The following is a 16,022-nucleotide window of genomic DNA, read 5'->3' as shown; positions in this document are numbered from 1 at the left end:
GCGGCCGCCGAGCTGATCGCCGGGGCCCGGTGGGTGACGCGTCACCCCGCCGGGGCTCCGGCGGCTCCGCCCGTGGCCGCCGCGCCTCCCGTGGCCGCCTCGCCGCGCGGGCCCGTGGCTCCGCCCGCCGGGCGCCGGGCGCACGCACGCGCGCGCGTGTCCCGTACCGGGGCGTCCGGGGGCGGCGGGTTCCTGGCGAAGGCGGCGGCCGTGACGGCGGGGCTCACCGCGGCCGGGGCGGTGCTCGGGCTCCTGCGGGACCAGATCATGGCCGGGTACTTCGGGGCCGGGGCCGGGACCGACGCGTTCCTGGTGGCGTGGACGGTGCCCGAGTTCGCCTCGACGCTGCTCATCGAGGACGCGATGGCGCTGATCCTGGTGCCCGCCTTCTCCCGTGCCCTGGCCCGCCGTTCGGCCGGCCTGTCCGACGACCCGGTGCGCGCCCTCGTGCGCGGGACGCTGCCCCGGATCGTCCTCGCCCTCGGTGTCGCCGCCGTCGTCCTGATCGTCGCGGCGCCGCTGCTCGTGGCCGCGCTCGCGCCGGGTCTTCCCGACCCGGCGCTCGCCGTGGACTGCACGCGGCTCACCGGGACCTGCGTGCTGTCCTTCGCCCTGGTCGGGTACTGCTCGGCAGCGCTGCGCGCGCACGGCCGGTTCCTGCCACCTGCGGCGATCTACGTCGCGTACAACGTGGGGATCATCGGCACCGTCCTGGTGCTGCGCGGGCCGTGGGGGGTGCGGTCCGCCGCCGCCGGGGTCGCCGTCGGCGGGGTCCTGATGGTCCTCGTCCAGGCCCCCGCGCTCCTGCGCGAACTGCGGACGCCGCAGCGGCAGATGCCGGCCGCGCCCGCCGCCGGCGGCGGCAGCGGCGAGGGCCGCATCCTGGTCCTCGGGCTCATCGCGCCCGTCGTCGCGTTCTCACTGTGCCGCCAGTCCCAGACCCTGATCGAGCGGTTCCTCGCCGCGCCGCTGCCCTCCGGCGCCATCTCGCATCTGAACTACGCGCAGAAGGTCGCGCAGATGCCGATGATCCTCTCCCTGATGCTGTGCACGGTCAGCTTCCCGGTGGTCGCCCGCGCGCTCGCGGCGGGCGACCCGGAGGCGGCCCGCCGCCGGGTCGAGCGGGATCTGCTGCTCGCCGCCGTCGTCGTGCTCGTCGGCTCCTCGACGGTGATCGCCGCCGCCCCCCGGATCGTCGAACTGCTCTTCGAAAGGGGGGAGTTCACCGGCGCCGACACCAGCGCCACCGCCGCCGTCATGCGGGTGTACGCGCTCGGCCTGCTCGGCCAGACGATGGTCGGCGCCCTCGTCCGCTGCTACTTCTCCGCCGCCCGCCCCCTCTGGTACCCGGCCGCCGCCATGGCCGCGGGCCTCGCCACGACCGCCGCCGCCGGCGTCCCCGGCGCCCACCACTGGGGCGCGGTCGGCATCGCCGCCGCCAACGCCCTCGGCATCACCCTCACCGCCGTCCTGCTGCTGCGGGGCGCACACCGCCAGGCCGTCCCGATCCACGTCGGCCGCCTCGGCGAGGGGCTGCTCCGGCTCGCCACCGCGAGCGCCTGGGCCACCGGCGCCGGCTGGCTCTGCCAGCTGGCGATCGGCTCCGCCGTCCTCGCCGTCGCCGTCGCGGGCCTCGTCGTCGTCGGCGTCTTCCTGCTCTTCATCGCCTGCGCCGCCAAGGCGCCCGAGATCCCGCCCCTGCCCCGCTCCGCCTTCCGGAGGACCTCCCATGCCCGCCGCCACCGCGCTGCGCCGTCTGCTGCCGAAGCCGCCCCTGTGGAAGCCGCCCCTGTGGGTGGCGATGTACCACTCGATCACGGACGCCGCTGACGATCCGTACAAGGTGACCGTCTCCCCCGTGCGCTTCGCCCGGCAGCTGCACTGGCTCGGCGACCGGGGTCTGCGCGGGGTCTCGGTGCGGGAGCTGCTCGCCGCCACCGCCGAGGGGCGCGCCAAGGGGCTCGTGGGCCTGACCTTCGACGACGGGTACGCGGACTTCCTCGACTCGGCGCTGCCGCTGCTGCGCCGGCACGGCTTCACGGCGACGGTGTACGTCCTGCCGGGCCGTCTCGGCGGCGAGAACGGCTGGGACTCGGACGGACCGCGCAAGCCGCTGCTCGACGAGCACGGCATCCGGCGGATCGCCGAGGCGGGCATGGAGATCGGCTCGCACGGCCTGCGGCACGTCCCCCTCACCGAGGCCGACGACGCGGCGCTCGCCGCCGAGACCCGGACGAGCCGGGAGCTCCTGGAGGAGATGACGGGCCGCCCGGTGGAGGGCTTCTGCTACCCGTACGGGCGGGTCGACCCGCGCGCGATCCACGCCGTGCGCAAGGCCGGCTACCGGTACGCCTGCGCGATCGACCCGGGCGAGCACACCGGCACGTACGCCCTGCCCCGCATCCACATCGGCGAGAACGACACCCCGTGGCGGCTCACCGCCAAGCGCGTCCTGCACCCGCTGCGCCGCCGCCACCCCGGCGACCCGTCCCCCGCCCCGTACGGCCCGGCCACGGTCGGTGCGCCGTGAAGGTCCTGCACGTCATCACCGGCCTCGGCATCGGCGGCGCCGAGCAGCAGCTGCGGCTCCTGCTCCGCCACCTGCCGACGCGCAGCGAGGTGGTCACGCTCGCCAACCCGGGCGCGGTGGCCCTGGGCATCGAGGCCGACGGCACGCCCGTCACCCACCTCGGCATGACCGGGAACCGCGACCTGGGGGCGCTGCCCCGGCTCGCCCGGATCGTCCGGCAGGGCCGCTACGACCTCGTCCACACGCACCTCTACCGGGCGTGCGTGTACGGCAGGACGGCGGCCCGGCTCGCCGGGGTGCGCCGGGTCATCGCCACCGAGCACTCCCTCGGCGAGACGCAGATCGAGGGCCGGCCGCTCTCGGCGGGCACCCGCGCGCTCTATCTGGCGTCCGAGCGGCTCGGCACCTCCACGGTCGCCGTCTCGCCCAGCGTCGCCCGCCGGCTCACGGACTGGGGAGTGCCCCCGGACCGCATCCGGATCGTGCCGAACGGCATCGAGACCGGCCGGTTCGCCTTCGACGCGCGCGCCCGGCGCCTCACCCGGGGCGTCCTCGGCATCCCCGAGGACGCGTACGTCGTCGGCGGCGTCGGCCGGCTCGCCCCCGGGAAGCGGTTCGACCGGCTCGTCCGGGCGGTGGCCTCGGTGCCGGAGGCCCGGCTGCTCCTCGTCGGCGAGGGCGAGCACCGCGCGGAACTCCTCCGGATCGCCCGGGAGTGCGGGGCCGCCGACCGGATCCTGCTCTTCGGGGCCTGCGAGGACCCGCCGGCCGTCGCCCCGCTGGGGCCCACGCTGCCCGAACTCCTCTCCGCCATGGACGTCTTCGTGTCCACCTCCCCCGACGAGGCCTTCGGGCTCGCGATCGTCGAGGCGCTCGCCGCGGGCCTCCCCGTGCTGTACGTGGCCTGCCCGGCGATCGACGACCTGCCCCCGGACGCGGCACCGGGCGCACGCCGGATCGGCGAGTCCGTACCCGAGCTGATCTCCGCGCTGCGCGGCATCCAGGGCGCCCGGCTCGCCCGGCTCCCGCTGCCGGAGGCCGCCCGCCGCTACGACATCGCGCACAGCGCACGGCAGTTGATGTCCCTCTACGACCAGGCCGTCCACGGCACCCCCTCCTCCGCGAAGTGAGAGAACCCGTCCCATGAACACCACCCCACCCCGCGCCCTCCTCCCCGCCGGCCTGCGTTCCCCGGGCCGCTGGGCGGTGCTGCCCGCCGCCGTCCTCGCCGGGGCGGTGCTCGGCGGCGGCTACGGAGCCCTGAAGACCCCGGAGTACGCGGCGACCAGTTACGTCATCGTCGTACCGGCCGAGAAGTCCGACGCCTCGGCGGCGCTCGGCTTCGCCCAGGCGTACGGGCGGGTCGCCACCGACATCGCGGTGACCGGCGACGCCCAGGTGTGGGCCGGGGTCACCGCCGACACCCTGCGGAAGAACGTGCAGGCCGCGACCTCCCCGGACGCGCCGATGATCTCGATCACCGCACGGTCGGCGAAGCCCGCCCAGGCGGTCTCCATGGCCGACGGGGTGGCCCGCGCGCTCGTCCTCGACAGCGCGCACGTCGCCGGCAACACCGGGGTGAAGGTCGTCCAGTTCTCCCGCGCCACCAAGCCCCTCACCCCCGTCTCCCCCTCCGCGCCGCTCTCCGCGCTCGTCGGCGGCTGCGCGGGCGGCCTCCTCGGCGGCCTGGTCCTGCTGATCCGCCCGAAGCGCGCCGCCACGCGCGACGGCGCCCGGCACTCCCGGCAGGCGACCGCCCCGGCCGCGACCGCCGCGGTGCCCGCCCCGGCGGTCGCCACGCACAAGGCGGAGGCGGTGTGAGCCCGAGAACCCTGCGCGCCGAGGTCTGCCGTGACGAGGAGGAGTTCGGGCGGCTTTCGGCCGAGTGGACGGCGCTGTACGGGCGCTGTTCCTCCGCCACCCCCTTCCAGTCCCACTCCTGGCTGCACTCCTGGTGGCTCTCGTACGGCAGGCCCGGTGCGCTGCGGGTGGTGCTCGTACGACGCGAGGGCGGCGAACTCGTCGCCGCCGCGCCCCTGATGCGGGCCCGCGGACCGCTGCCCGTCCTCACCCCGCTCGGCGGCGCCATCACCGACTTCACGGACGTCCTCCTCGACGACTCCTGCCCCGAGGCGGCGCCCGCGCTCGCCGGGGCCCTCGCCCGGGCCGCCCGGGGTGCGGTCCTCGACCTGCGGGAGGTCCGGCCCGGGGCGGCCAGCGAACACGTCTTCGCCCACTGGCGCGGGCCGCGCCGCCGGCTGCCCGACTCGCTCTGCCTGGAGCTGCCCGCCGTCCCCATGGAGGGGCTCCTCGAACGGATCCCGTCCGGGAAGGCCCAGCGGGTCCGCGCCAAGCTGCGGAAGCTCGACGCGCTCGGCATCGACGCGCGCGTGGTGACCGGCGAGGAGGTCCCCGCCGCCCTCGACCGGCTCCTCAGGCTCCATCAGCTCCAGTGGCAGGGCCGGGGCGTGACCGCCGAGCACACCAGCGAGCGGTTCGCCCAGCACCTCACCCGGGCCGTGCGGCCCATGGTCGAGCGCGGCGACGCGATGGTCACCGAGTTCCGGCTCGCCGGGGACGTCGTCGCCGCCGACCTGACCCTGATGTCCCCGCGGCTCGCGGGCGGCTACCTGTACGGCGCCGACCCGGCGCTGCGCGCCCGCAAGGTCGACGTGGCGACGATGCTGCTCCGGCACGGGGCGCGCGAGACCAGCGCGGGCGGGCGGGCCACGCTGAGCATGCTGCGGGGCAGCGAGTCGTACAAGCAGCACTGGCGGCCCGAACCGGTCCGCAACCGGCGTCTCCTCCTCGCCGGACGGGGTACGGCCCCGCTCCTCTGGCTGCGCGCGGGCGCGGCCGACGCCCGGCGCTGGGCCGCCAGGCAGGCACGGGAACGGGCCTGGGTCGGGCGGGCGCTCGGGCGTGGCGGCGGCGGTGGCGGATGAGCTCCGCCACCGCCGCCCGTGAGGAGCGTCAGAAGGGCCAGGCCTCCTGCAAGTCGTCCTGCCAGTCGTCCTTCCAGTCGAGGTCGGGCTCGTCCTTCCACTCGTCCTTCGGGACGCAGACGGACCCGCCGAGCCAGTGCTCCACCCACGAACCGAGGTCCACGGTCCAGCAGTCGGGCTCGGGCTTCGGTTCCGGCTTGGGCTCGGGCTTGGGTTCCGGCTTCGGCTCGGGCTTCGGCTCGGGCTTGGGTTCCGGCTTCGGCTCGGGCTTCGGCTCGGGCTTCGGCTCGGGCTTCGGCTCGGGCTTCGGCTCGGGCTTGGGTTCCGGCTTCGGCTCAGGCTTCGGCTCGGGCTTGGGTTCCGGCTTCGGCTCAGGCTTCGGCTCAGGAACCGTCGGGAGCTCCGGTTCCGTGCCGTACAGCATCTGCCGGAAGACCAGCGACGACTGCGGATTGTCGTCGCACTGCCAGACGCCGTGCGGACAGTAGTCGGTGATCGTGTGGTACAGCGGCTTGTGCTGCCTCATCCAGTCCAGCATGCGCCGCATGTATTCCGGGTTGTCGCCGTTCCGGAAGAGCCCCCATTCGGGATAGGAGATCTGCTTTCCGTGCTCGGCGGCGAAATCGACCTGCTTCTGGAGCCCGTACGGTTCGCTGACGTGCCGGTCGAAACTGCTCCCCGCCGGCTGGTCGTACGAATCCATGCCGATGATGTCGACGACGTCGTCGCCCGGGTAGCACTGGGTCCACGGAATCGCGTCGAGGCCACGGCTCGGGTTGAAGTCGAAACGGAACTTCTGGCCCGGCACGGAACGCATCGCGGTGACGATCCGGTTCCAGTACTTCTTCCACGCGGTGGGATCGGGGGCGCACCGGTGGGTGTAGGTGGTGCCGTTCATCTCCCAGCCGAGGACGATGACGGTGTCCCTGGCCCCCTCCTCGACGAGGCGTTCGGCGAGGGTCGTGAAGTGGTGGTCGTAGTACCCGGCGGCGCCGAGCTGGAGCTGGCGGCGGACCTCGCGGTCGGAGACGCGGGCCTCGTTGCGCTCCAGCATGGGCACGTTGAGGACGAGCATCCGGTGGATCCGCTCGTTGCGCCAGTCGGCCCAGGCCTCGAGGAAGCCGGGGGTCCCCTCGATGTTCGACCAGAGGTCGCCCGGGAGGTAGGTGTGACCGACGCGGAGTTCGTGGCCGCCGAGCCACCGTTCGAGCTGCCCGATGCGGGCGACCCCGCGTCGGCCCGAGTCGAGGAAGGCTCCCATGGCGGTGGCGAGGGCCGGATCGGGGTCGGCCGTCCTCACGGACGCGGCGGCGTGCGCGGGGGACGAGAGCACGGCTGAGCCCGTGACGAGGAGACCGGCGGTGAACACCCCCAGCCACTTTCTCGAGGTTCTCCGGTATGCAGCTCCCATGGCCACTCCTTCGCGGTGTACGCCAATTGATGATCTGTCAATCCGATGTTCCGAAAGTATTCCTAATAAGCCGATCGTGAGCTCGGCTTCCCTCTGATCCGTAGTCCATTAGAGGATTTCATCGCCCAGTTGGGGCACCGAGATGAAGGGCCTGCCGTGCTGCGCCGTCAGCGTTTCGACACCAGCGTCCCCACCGTCCTCGTACGGCTCGACCGGAACCCCTTCCATCACGGCACGCTCGGTGCCACGCGTTCGCTGGGACGGGCCGGAATCCCGGTCCACGCCGTCATCGAATCGAGCACCAGTCCGGTCGCCCGTTCCCGCTTCCTCCGCTCGGTCCGGGTGCGCCCCGGGACGGACTCCTCCGCCGAGCTCTCCGCCCTCCTGGCCCGCATCGCGGACGAGGTCACCGACGACCCGTCACATCCCGTGCTCGCCGTGCCGCTGGACGACGTCAGCGCCCTCGCCCTGGCCCGCCGCCGCACCGCACTCACCCCGCGCTTCCTGCTGCCCGAACAGACCGAGGAGCAGCTCCTCCGGGTCGCGGACAAGGCGGAGCTCGCCGAGACCTGCGCGGGCCTGGGCCTGCCCCATCCCCGTACCGAACTCCCCGGGGGCGCCGACGAGGCCGCCGCCATGGCGTGGTCGCTCGGCCTCCCGGTGGTCGCCAAGTGGAGCAGGCCCTGGCTGCTCCCGGCCGGCGGCGGGCTGCGGAGCACCACGATCGTGCGCTCCCTGGCCGAGGTGCGGGAGCTGTACGCCCGCACCCCGGAGGCCGGCAGCCGGCTGCTGCTCCAGGAACTGCTCCCGGCAGGCCACGACCTCGACTGGTTCTTCCACGGGTACGTGGACTCCGCGGGCCGCTGCTCGACCGGGGGGACCGGGCGCAAGGAGCGGTCCTGGCCGGACGGCGCCGGGCTCACCGCCTCCGGCCGCTGGACGGCGAACCCGGTCGTCGACCGGACGGCCCGCGAGCTCCTCGACGCGCTGGACTACCGGGGCGTGTGCGACCTGGACTTCCGGCTGAACAGGGCGACCGGCGCGTACCACCTGCTGGACTTCAACCCCCGGCCCGGCGCGCAGTTCCGGCTCTTCACCGACCCGGACGGCCTGGACGTGGTCCGGGCGCTGCACCTGGACCTCACCGGCCGCCCCGTACCGCCGCACTCCCCCGCGTACGGCCGCCGGTTCCTGGTCGAGAACTACGCGGCGCTCTCCCTGCTCGCCTCCCCGCGCCGCCGGTACGCGCCCGAGCCCGGCGGCACGCGGGGGCGGACCGAGTGCGCCTGGTCCGCCGCCGACGACCCGCTGCCCGCGCTCGCCATGGGCTGCGCCTGGCTCGCGCACCTGCTGCGCAAGGCGCTGACCGCGCTGCACCGGGCGCTCCCGGCCCGCCGGACGGACCCGGCCGCCGCCCCCGCGGCGCCCCCGGCCCGTACCTCCACCGACCAGCTCACCCCCCGATGAACGCGGAAGGCACGATGTCGAAGTCGATGTACGACCTGGTGGTCGTCGGCGCCGGACCCTACGGCCTGTCCGTGGCCGCCCACGCCGCGGCCCGCGGTCTCGGCCTCCGCGTCTTCGGCCGTTCGATGGAGTCCTGGCACGCCATGCCCTCCGGCATGTTCCTGAAGTCGGAGCCCTGGGCCTCCCACCTCTCCGACCCGGCGGGGGCGTACGGCCTCGACGCCTACGCCGCGACCAGGGGCGTCCGCACCGAGCACGGGGCGCCGCTCCCGGTGGACTTCTTCGCCGCGTACGGCGACTGGTTCGCCCGGCAGACCGTGCCCGCGCTCGACGGGCGGCTCATCGGCTCGGTCGCGCCCGCCCCCGGGGGCTTCGAGCTGCGCACGGAGGACGGCGAGACCCTGCGCGCCCGGACGGTGGCCCTCGCCGTCGGCGTCCTGCCCTTCCTGGAGATCCCCGGGCCCCTGCGCGGCCTGCCCCGGCGGTACGTCACCCACTCCAGCCACCACGGCGAGCTCGACGGCTTCGCCGGCCGGGACGTCACCGTCGTCGGGGCCGGCCAGGCGGCCCTGGAGACCGCCGCGCTCCTCACCGAGCGGGGCGCCGGAACCGTACGGATCGTCGCCCGGGCCGGCCGGCTCCGGTGGAACACCCTGCCGCCGGCCCTCGACCGCGGGCTCTGGCCCTCGGTGCGCGCCCCGCACACGGGCCTCGGCTGCGGCTGGCGGAACAAGCTGTACGCGGACACCCCCGGGATCTTCCGACGGTTACCGGCCGCCACCCGCGAGCGGATCTTCGACTCGGCGCTCGGCCCGGCCGGCGCCTGGTGGCTCCGCGAGCGGTTCACGGCGGTCGGCGACGTACGGCTCGGGGCGCGGATCACCACGGCGAGGGTGACCGGGGACGAGCGGCTCCGGCTGGATGTGGCCGGGCCCGACGGGACGACGGTCCTGGAGACCGACCACGTCATCGCGGCCACCGGCTTCACCCCGGGTCTGGACCGGGCCGGGGTCCTCTCCCCCGTGCTGCGCGGGGCGCTGCGCCGGGTCGGTGCCGGCGGCGCCCCGGAGGTCGGCGGCCTCTTCGAGTCCTCCTGGCCGGGCCTGTTCCTCGCGGGTCTGCTCACGGCCCCTTCGTACGGGCCGTCGATGCGGTTCGTCCTCGGCGCCGAGTACACGGCGGGGCGCCTGGTGAAGGGGGTCCGGCAGCGGCTGCGGGCGGGCGCCGCGGTGGGCCTGCCGCGTACCGGGAGGAAGGCGCCGGTCACGGCATGACGGAGGGCCGGCCCCCGGGAAGCGGATGCTCTCCTGGACCGGCCCTCCGTGCCCGCGGGCGCCGGGACTCAGGCGTTGACGCAGGTGTTGAAGCCGGCCGGGTTCAGCAGGCCGATGATGTTCACGCTGTTGCCGCAGACGTTGATCGGGACGTGGATCGGGACCTGCACGACGTTCCCGGAGAGGACGCCCGGCGAACCGATGGCGTAACCGTCCGCGTCCGCGTCCGCGAAGGCGGGCGACGCCACGCCCATGGCCATGACGATTCCGGCGACGACGGCCGCGACCTTCTTACAGTTCATTTCGGCTGGATCCTTTCCTAGGCGGAATACATTTCCGCTGCACACAACACAACGAACATCCCGCACAAAGGAAACCGAAATAACACCGACGCCTTCTCTTTCACCCCATTGCCCGCATGGAACGGGGCCGGAAGGAACATCCCCGTCCCCGCCGGCCCCGCGGTCCGCGAAGCGGATCAGCCGTTGTAGGCGCCGTTCCCGGAGAGGACCGGGATGTCCTCGACGAGGTGCGACAGCGGCTCGTCGCCCTTGGCCTGGGTGGAGTTCTCGGCGCACTGCTGGTTCTGCGGGGAGGACAGGACGTTGACGTCCTGGACGGCGACCGGAACGAGGACACCGACGACCGAGCCGACGTTGCCCTTGACCGGGACACCGAGGCAGAGCTTGTTCAGCGAGCCCTGGACGGCGGAGAGCTGCGGGCTCATGTCGCCGTGGGTCTTGGAGTTGCCGAACTCCTGGTGCGAGTTGTTGCCCGACAGCGAGGTGGTGCCGCCGTCGTCGGCGATGGCGAGCGCCGGGGAAGCCGCTGCGGCGGAGGCGCCGACAACGGAGGCCGTCACAGCCGCAGCCGCCATAATCTTCTTGATCACGGTGATTCCGTTCCTGTTCCCACCAATCGACCTGATTGATGCGACGGGCTCAACTGCGGTGGCGGGCTTTGGTTCCGGCACTTCACTCGTTCGACTGCGTCCGCCTTTCGCGCTGCCGCGCACGCTCCGCCAAGAGGGTGACACAGCGGAACCCCCGCGTCCGACGGCCTGTTGATCAGGTCGCTCCCTGCACGGAGCCGGTTCTAGAAGGGAACTCCCGTGATCAAGAAGGTTATGGCCACCGCGGCCGCAGCCGTCTCCATCGTCGGCGCCACCGCCGCCGTGGCCTCCCCCGCCCTCGCCATCGCCGACGACGGTGGCACCACGTCGCTCTCCGGCAACAACGCGCACCAGGAGTTCGGCAACTCCGCCACCTACGGCAACATGAGCCCGCAGATGGCGCTCATCCAGGGCTCCCTGAACAAGCCCTGCATCGGTCTGCCGGCCAAGGTCAACGCCGGTTCGATCGTCGGCGCCATCCCGATCGCCGTCCAGGACATCAACGTCCTGTCGTCCCCGCAGAACCAGCAGTGCACCGAGAACTCCACCCAGGCCAAGGGCGACGAGGCTCTCTCGCACATCCTGGACGACATCCCGATCCTGTCGGGCAACGGCGTCGGCAACCACTGACGTTCCGCCTGAGCACGACGACGTTCACACGTCAGGGGCCGCCCTCCGGGCGGCCCCTTTCGTCGTCTACCAGGTGGGCCAGACCGGCGTCGCCATCAGACGCTCCCACTCCCGGTCGGGCATCCCCGGCACCGTCCGCCCCGCCTGCACCCACTGGGTGACCAATGCGGAATAGACGGGGAAGGGGGTGCTGTCCGCCGGGGGCGGGTCACTCACATATCGGCTCTTCGGAATGAAGGCCATCCGTTCCCATTTTCCGGGATCCGGCGCCATTTTCGCTCCTTCCGCTGCGATTCCCGCATCATTACACAGGCGCCGCAGGAGAGTGATTCGTCCTGTTCACGTCGCGTCGCGTACCTGTGTGCGAGCGGGTCGAAATTACGGTGCGGACATGAAATTCCCGCGTCTACGGACCGCCCGGCGTCCACTGCTCGCCGCGGCGGCCTTCGCCGCCCTCGCCGCCCTCGCTCCCGGCGCCCTCGCCGTCGCCCCCACCGGTCTCCCGGCCCCCGAGAAGGGGCTGAACCTCCTGGTCGTCGGCCTCGACACCCGCAAGGGACTCACCCCGGACGAGAAGAACCGTTTCCACCTGGGTGAGTACGAGTGCGGCTGCACGGACGTGATGATGCTCGTGCACGTCTCGGCGGCGAACGACCGGGTCGACGTCGTGAGCATGCCGCGCGACTCCCTCGCCTCCTTCCCGGAGGGGCACCGCGACCGGCGCACCGGGCAGGTGCACCCCGCCCACCCGGCGAAGATCAACAGCGCCTGGGCGGAGGGCGGCCCCTCGTTCGCGGTGGAGACCGTCGAGTCGATGACCGGGCTGCCCGTCCACCGCTACCTGGAGATCGACTTCCGGCGCTTCATGGACACCGTGGACCGCGTCGACGGCGGCGTACCGATCTGTACGGCGCAGCCGCTCAAGGACCCGTCCACCGGCCTCGACCTCCAGCCCGGGACCAAGTGGGTCGCGGGCGGCGAGGCCCTCCAGTACGTGCGGTCCCGGAAGGCCGACGGGCAGATGGACTTCGGCCGCATCCAGAAGCAGCAGAAGTTCGTCGTGAACACCCTGCGCCGGCTCCACGACGGCATCCTCGACGACCCCGAGCAGCTGAGGGCCTTCGCGGCGAGCCTGCGCGGGACGGCGGCGGCCGAGCGGGGGATCTCCACGGCCGAGCTGCTGACGCTCGCCGCCCGCCTGCGGGACCTGCCCCCGGAGCACATGGAGCTCGCGACCGTCCCCATCCGGGGCTTCAACCCGGACATCGAAGACGTCGGGTCCACGCTCGCCTGGGACCAGGAAGGCGCCGCGGAGGTCTTCGGACGCCTGGCCGAGGACCAGCCGCTGCCGGCCGCCGAGGCCGTCGCGCCGAGCGAGATCCCGGTGGGCACGTACCGGCCCGCGAAGGGGTCTTCGCTCATCTGCCCGTAGTCCGTCCGGTGGACTTCCCGGAACTTCCGACCCTCCGACCAGTTGATCAGCACGGCTCGGCACTCAGCTGGCCAGTATCCGAAAGGCCTGAACAATGAAGAAGCTCTTGGCGACGGCCGCTGTGGCCGCGTCCGTCCTCGGTGCGACGGCGGCGGGTGCCGGTCAGGCGCTCGCGATCGCCGACGACGGCGGCACCACGTCGCTCTCCGGCAACGGCGCCCACCAGGAGTTCGGCAACTCCAAGACCTACGGCGACATGAGCCCGCAGCTCGCGCTCGTCCAGGGCTCCCTGAACAAGCCCTGCGTCGGCCTGCCGGCCAAGGTCAACGCCGGTTCGATCGTCGGCCTCATCCCGATCGCCGTCCAGGACATCAACGTCCTGTCCTCCCCGCAGAACCAGCAGTGCACCGAGAACTCCACCCAGGCCAAGGGCGACGAGCCGCTGTCGCACATCCTGGACGACATCCCGGTCCTCTCGGGCAACGGCGCCGGCAACCACTGAGCGACGCCGTCCGGCCACGGTGCGGCCCCGCCGCCCCTCCTCCGAGGGGTGGCGGGGCCGTCCCCGTTCCGGGGCCGCCTCAGAGCTTCCGGCGCAGCTCGGCCGGGTCGGTGACCGGGGCGTCGCAGGTGAAGTGACGGCAGACGTACGCGGCGGCCGACCCGGCCACGAGCGGCCGGTCCTTCAGGAGCGGGAACTCCTCGCTGTCGGGGACTCCGGTGGCGATCACCGCTCCGGGGGTGGTCGCCGCCAGGGCCGTACGACGCAGCTCCCGGAACGCCGGGTCGGCGGGGTCCCCGACGACGGCGATCTCGCGGGGCCCGTCGAGGAGGGCCTCCGCGACGGCCAGGCCCCAGCCGATGAAGCGGGGCGCGCGCGGGCCGAGAGCCTTGACCACGCCGAGGGCCCCTTCGGCGGCGGCGCGGTGGGCCTCCGAGCCGGTGTGCGCCGCGTACGAGAGGAGCGCCCCGGCGGCGGCGGTCCAGCCCGACGGGGTGGCGTTGTCGGTGGGGTCCTGGGGGCGCCGGATGAGGGTCTCGGCGTCGTGGGCCGTGTCGTACAGCGCCCCGCCCTCGGCGGTGAAGCGGTCGAGGACGAGGTCCAGGAGGAAGCCGGCGAACTCCAGCCAGGCGCCCTCGCCGGTGACGGCGGCGAGGGCGAGGAAGCCCTCGGCGACGTCGGCGTAGTCCTCCAGGACCCCCGCGTTCGTCCCGGCCCGGCCGTCCTTGGAGGTACGGGTGAGGCGGGCGGACTCGTCCATGTGGACGCGGACGAGGAGGTCGGCGGCCTCGGTGGCGCGCTCGACCAGGTCGGGGCGGTCGAAGAGGGCGCCGGTCTCGGCGAGGGCGGCGATCGCGAGGCCGTTCCAGGCCGCGACGACCTTGTCGTCACGGCCGGGGCGCTCGCGCTCCTCGCGGGCGGCGAGGAGCCGGGCCGCGATCGACGCGATCCGCCCGGCGTCGGCCGGGCCCGCCTCCTGCGGGAGCTGGAGGACCGAGCTGCCGTGCTCGAAGGTGCCGTCCTCGGTGACGCCGTAGTGGGCGGCGGCGAGGGCGGCGTCCTCCGCGCCGAGGACCTCGGTCAGCTGCGCGGGCGTCCACACGTAGTAGGCGCCCTCGACGTGCCTGCCGCTGCCGTCGTCGGAGTCGGCGTCGAGCGCGGAGGCGAAACCGCCCTCGGGGGTGCGGAGTTCACGGACCATGAAGTCGGCGGTCTCCAGGGCGACCCGGCGGGCCAGGTCGCTGCCGGTGGCCTTCCACAGGTGTGCGTACACCCGGCAGAGCAGGGCGTTGTCGTACAGCATCTTCTCGAAGTGCGGGACCACCCACGCCCGGTCGACGGCGTAGCGGGCGAAGCCGCCGCCGAGCTGGTCGTAGATGCCGCCGCGGGCCATCGCCTCGCAGGTGTCGGCGGCCATCTGGAGGGCGCCCTCGGAGCCCGTGCGGGCGTGGTGGCGGAGCAGGAACTCCAGGGCCATCGACGGCGGGAACTTGGGGGCGCCGCCGAAGCCGCCGCGGGTCGCGTCGTACTCGCGGGTGAGGGCGAGGAGGGCCCCCGCGAGCTCCTCCTCGCCGGGGACGCCGTCGCCGCCGTAGGCGAGGGAGCGGCCCGCCAGGTCCTTCACGATGCGGTCCGCGACCTCGTCGACCTCGCCGCGACGGTCGGCCCAGGCGGCCCTGACGCCCTCCAGGACCTCCGGGAAGGACGGCATGCCGTGGCGGGGCTCGGGCGGGAAGTACGTACCGAAGTAGAAGGGGGCGGCGTCCGGGGTGAGGAAGACGGTCATCGGCCAGCCGCCGTGGCCGGTCGCGGCCTGCACGGCCTCCATGTAGACGGCGTCGACGTCGGGGCGCTCCTCGCGGTCGACCTTCACGGCGACGAAGTTGTCGTTGACCAGGGCCGCGGTGGTGTCGTCCTCGAAGGATTCGTGCGCCATGACATGGCACCAGTGACAGCTTGAATACCCGACGCTGAGCAGCACGGGGACGTCGCGGCGCCGGGCCTCCTCGAAGGCCTCGGCCGACCACGGCCACCAGTCGACCGGGTTGTCGGCGTGCTGCAGGAGGTACGGGGAGGTCTCATGGGCCAGTCGGTTCGGCATGTCCCCATCCTGCCGCAGCGGTCTCCTCCTTTCTCCGCTCTCTCGCGCCGACGCGCGCGACGCAGGACACTGGGCCGGATTCGTCGGGCACGCGCGGAGGGGGAACGCAGATGCGGGAGAGTCACCGGGCCGAGGCCGAGCGGCTGTTGGAACGGGCCGTGGCGGAGGAGGCACGGGCCTCCGGCCTCGCCCCGGACGAGGCGGACGCGCTCCTTGCACGGGGCCGGGCGGGGCTGGACGCGATGGCGGCGGGGGCGGGCGGGGAGTACGCGGCGTACGTGAGGGCGGAGGCGCTGGCGGGGGCGGAGGCGCTGGCGGGGGCGGAGGCCCTGGCGGGAGCGGCGGGCGGAACGGGGGGCGGGGCTGGGGCGACCGGGGCTGATGCCGGAGCCGGGGTCGGTCCCGGAGCGGGGGCCGGGGTCGGGCGGGCGCGTCTGGCGGACCGTTTCAGCGGCTCGGCGATCGGGGGGCCCGCGCTGGTCACGGGTGTCGCCGCGGCCGCGGCCTTCGGTGCCGACCTGGCGCTCGGTACGGCGACGGGGACGGCGCTCGGCGCGGGCGCGGCGGTCGCCGTGGCCGGCGCGGCGGCGACCGTCCTCCGCGCGACGGCCGGCCACCGCGGGGCGGCCGACCATCGCGGGGCGGCCGGTGCGCCGGAGCGGGCCGACGGGGTCGAGCAGCTCCGGGTGGGGTGGCTGACGGCCCTGGAGGTCCGGGGGGTACGGCCGTTCCTGGAGGAGGAGCGGGAGCGGAGGCGGGGGGTGGGCGCGGCGGGGGGGGGGGGGGGGGGGGGGCGGGGGGGGCGGCCGGGCGGAGGCCGGGGAGGCTGAGGCCGGGC

General features: G+C 74.0%; 16 protein-coding genes. 11 read left to right on the top strand and 5 right to left on the bottom strand.

Going from position 1 to position 16,022, the window contains the following annotated elements:
• Window positions 1–72: 72 nt before the first annotated feature.
• The 5 genes from murJ to SVTN_RS24100 are packed head-to-tail and all read left to right on the top strand — an operon-like array spanning window position 73 to window position 5,475.
• Complete coding sequence (murJ, locus tag SVTN_RS24120; protein WP_078908787.1) at window positions 73–1,830, top strand: murein biosynthesis integral membrane protein MurJ; 1,758 nt, start codon at window positions 73–75, stop codon at window positions 1,828–1,830.
• A complete protein-coding gene (locus SVTN_RS24115) occupies window positions 1,730–2,530 on the top strand; it encodes a polysaccharide deacetylase family protein (RefSeq protein WP_052499279.1) in 801 nt (266 codons plus the stop codon). The genes murJ and SVTN_RS24115 overlap by 101 nt, the downstream gene beginning before the upstream one ends.
• Window positions 2,527–3,660, top strand: coding sequence for a glycosyltransferase (locus SVTN_RS24110; RefSeq protein WP_041130976.1), 1,134 nt, complete (start codon window positions 2,527–2,529; stop codon window positions 3,658–3,660). Before SVTN_RS24115 ends, SVTN_RS24110 begins: the two co-directional genes overlap by 4 nt.
• A 13-nt stretch (window positions 3,661–3,673) precedes the next feature.
• The gene (locus tag SVTN_RS24105) at window positions 3,674–4,351 is read left to right on the top strand and encodes a YveK family protein (RefSeq protein ID WP_041130975.1); all 678 of its coding nucleotides are present in this window, start codon (window positions 3,674–3,676) and stop codon (window positions 4,349–4,351) included.
• Window positions 4,348–5,475, top strand: coding sequence for a GNAT family N-acetyltransferase (locus SVTN_RS24100; protein WP_041130974.1), 1,128 nt, complete (start codon window positions 4,348–4,350; stop codon window positions 5,473–5,475). Before SVTN_RS24105 ends, SVTN_RS24100 begins: the two co-directional genes overlap by 4 nt.
• 28 nt (window positions 5,476–5,503) lie before the next feature.
• Here SVTN_RS24100 and SVTN_RS24095 read toward each other — a convergent pair whose 3' ends face one another.
• Window positions 5,504–6,886, bottom strand: a complete 1,383-nt coding sequence (locus SVTN_RS24095; RefSeq protein WP_041130973.1) for a glycoside hydrolase family 26 protein — start codon at window positions 6,884–6,886, stop codon at window positions 5,504–5,506.
• A gap of 156 nt (window positions 6,887–7,042) precedes the next feature.
• Between SVTN_RS24095 and SVTN_RS24090 the strand changes: the two genes are divergently transcribed.
• Window positions 7,043–8,353, top strand: coding sequence for a carboxylate--amine ligase (locus SVTN_RS24090; RefSeq protein WP_041130972.1), 1,311 nt, complete (start codon window positions 7,043–7,045; stop codon window positions 8,351–8,353).
• A 26-nt stretch (window positions 8,354–8,379) separates the two neighbouring features.
• Complete coding sequence (locus SVTN_RS24085; RefSeq protein ID WP_041134193.1) at window positions 8,380–9,627, top strand: FAD-dependent oxidoreductase; 1,248 nt, start codon at window positions 8,380–8,382, stop codon at window positions 9,625–9,627.
• A gap of 68 nt (window positions 9,628–9,695) precedes the next feature.
• Here the strand turns inward: SVTN_RS24085 and SVTN_RS24080 are convergent, their stop codons facing one another.
• Both SVTN_RS24080 and SVTN_RS24075 read right to left on the bottom strand, forming a co-directional pair.
• Window positions 9,696–9,929, bottom strand: coding sequence for a chaplin (locus tag SVTN_RS24080; RefSeq protein WP_041130971.1), 234 nt, complete (start codon window positions 9,927–9,929; stop codon window positions 9,696–9,698).
• A gap of 176 nt (window positions 9,930–10,105) precedes the next feature.
• Window positions 10,106–10,519, bottom strand: coding sequence for a rodlin (locus SVTN_RS24075; protein ID WP_041130970.1), 414 nt, complete (start codon window positions 10,517–10,519; stop codon window positions 10,106–10,108).
• Window positions 10,520–10,738: 219 nt separating this feature from the next.
• Between SVTN_RS24075 and SVTN_RS24070 the strand changes: the two genes are divergently transcribed.
• Window positions 10,739–11,149, top strand: a complete 411-nt coding sequence (locus SVTN_RS24070) for a rodlin (protein WP_041130969.1) — start codon at window positions 10,739–10,741, stop codon at window positions 11,147–11,149.
• Between the two features lie 66 nt (window positions 11,150–11,215).
• On the opposite strand, the gene SVTN_RS44845 is transcribed toward SVTN_RS24070, so the two are convergent.
• Entirely contained in the window at window positions 11,216–11,365 is a 150-nt protein-coding gene (locus SVTN_RS44845; protein ID WP_167352210.1) for a hypothetical protein, read from the bottom strand.
• 175 nt (window positions 11,366–11,540) lie between these two features.
• Between SVTN_RS44845 and SVTN_RS24065 the strand changes: the two genes are divergently transcribed.
• Both SVTN_RS24065 and SVTN_RS24060 read left to right on the top strand, forming a co-directional pair.
• Window positions 11,541–12,581 (top strand): LCP family protein, encoded by a 1,041-nt coding sequence (locus SVTN_RS24065; RefSeq protein ID WP_041130968.1) that lies wholly within the window; start codon window positions 11,541–11,543, stop codon window positions 12,579–12,581.
• Between the two features lie 94 nt (window positions 12,582–12,675).
• Window positions 12,676–13,083 (top strand): rodlin, encoded by a 408-nt coding sequence (locus SVTN_RS24060; protein WP_041130967.1) that lies wholly within the window; start codon window positions 12,676–12,678, stop codon window positions 13,081–13,083.
• A 79-nt stretch (window positions 13,084–13,162) separates the two neighbouring features.
• Here the strand turns inward: SVTN_RS24060 and SVTN_RS24055 are convergent, their stop codons facing one another.
• Complete coding sequence (locus SVTN_RS24055; RefSeq protein WP_041130966.1) at window positions 13,163–15,184, bottom strand: thioredoxin domain-containing protein; 2,022 nt, start codon at window positions 15,182–15,184, stop codon at window positions 13,163–13,165.
• Window positions 15,185–15,294: 110 nt separating this feature from the next.
• On the opposite strand from SVTN_RS24055, the gene SVTN_RS46610 reads away from it, so the two are divergent.
• Window positions 15,295–16,014, top strand: a complete 720-nt coding sequence (locus SVTN_RS46610; protein ID WP_052499278.1) for a hypothetical protein — start codon at window positions 15,295–15,297, stop codon at window positions 16,012–16,014.
• The last annotated feature ends 8 nt before the right edge of the window (window positions 16,015–16,022 follow it).

Origin of the sequence: Streptomyces vietnamensis (assembly GCF_000830005.1) — a bacterium.
Taxonomy (GTDB): domain Bacteria; phylum Actinomycetota; class Actinomycetes; order Streptomycetales; family Streptomycetaceae; genus Streptomyces; species Streptomyces vietnamensis.
The sequence above is the reverse complement of the archived record's forward strand: the minus strand, read 5'-3'. Positions and strand labels throughout refer to the sequence as shown.

Bases quoted from the DNA above. Each gene is read 5' to 3' on its own strand.
- SVTN_RS24115 (WP_052499279.1), top strand. From the start codon at position 1,730: ATGCCCGCCGCCACCGCGCTGCGCCGTCTGCTGCCGAAGCCGCCCCTG.
- SVTN_RS24105 (WP_041130975.1), top strand. From the start codon at position 3,674: ATGAACACCACCCCACCCCGCGCCCTCCTCCCCGCCGGCCTGCGTTCC.
- SVTN_RS24095 (WP_041130973.1), bottom strand. From the start codon at position 6,886: ATGGGAGCTGCATACCGGAGAACCTCGAGAAAGTGGCTGGGGGTGTTC.
- SVTN_RS24085 (WP_041134193.1), top strand. From the start codon at position 8,380: ATGTACGACCTGGTGGTCGTCGGCGCCGGACCCTACGGCCTGTCCGTG.
- SVTN_RS24080 (WP_041130971.1), bottom strand. From the start codon at position 9,929: ATGAACTGTAAGAAGGTCGCGGCCGTCGTCGCCGGAATCGTCATGGCC.
- SVTN_RS24065 (WP_041130968.1), top strand. From the start codon at position 11,541: ATGAAATTCCCGCGTCTACGGACCGCCCGGCGTCCACTGCTCGCCGCG.
- SVTN_RS24060 (WP_041130967.1), top strand. From the start codon at position 12,676: ATGAAGAAGCTCTTGGCGACGGCCGCTGTGGCCGCGTCCGTCCTCGGT.
- SVTN_RS24055 (WP_041130966.1), bottom strand. From the start codon at position 15,184: ATGCCGAACCGACTGGCCCATGAGACCTCCCCGTACCTCCTGCAGCAC.
- SVTN_RS46610 (WP_052499278.1), top strand. From the start codon at position 15,295: ATGCGGGAGAGTCACCGGGCCGAGGCCGAGCGGCTGTTGGAACGGGCC.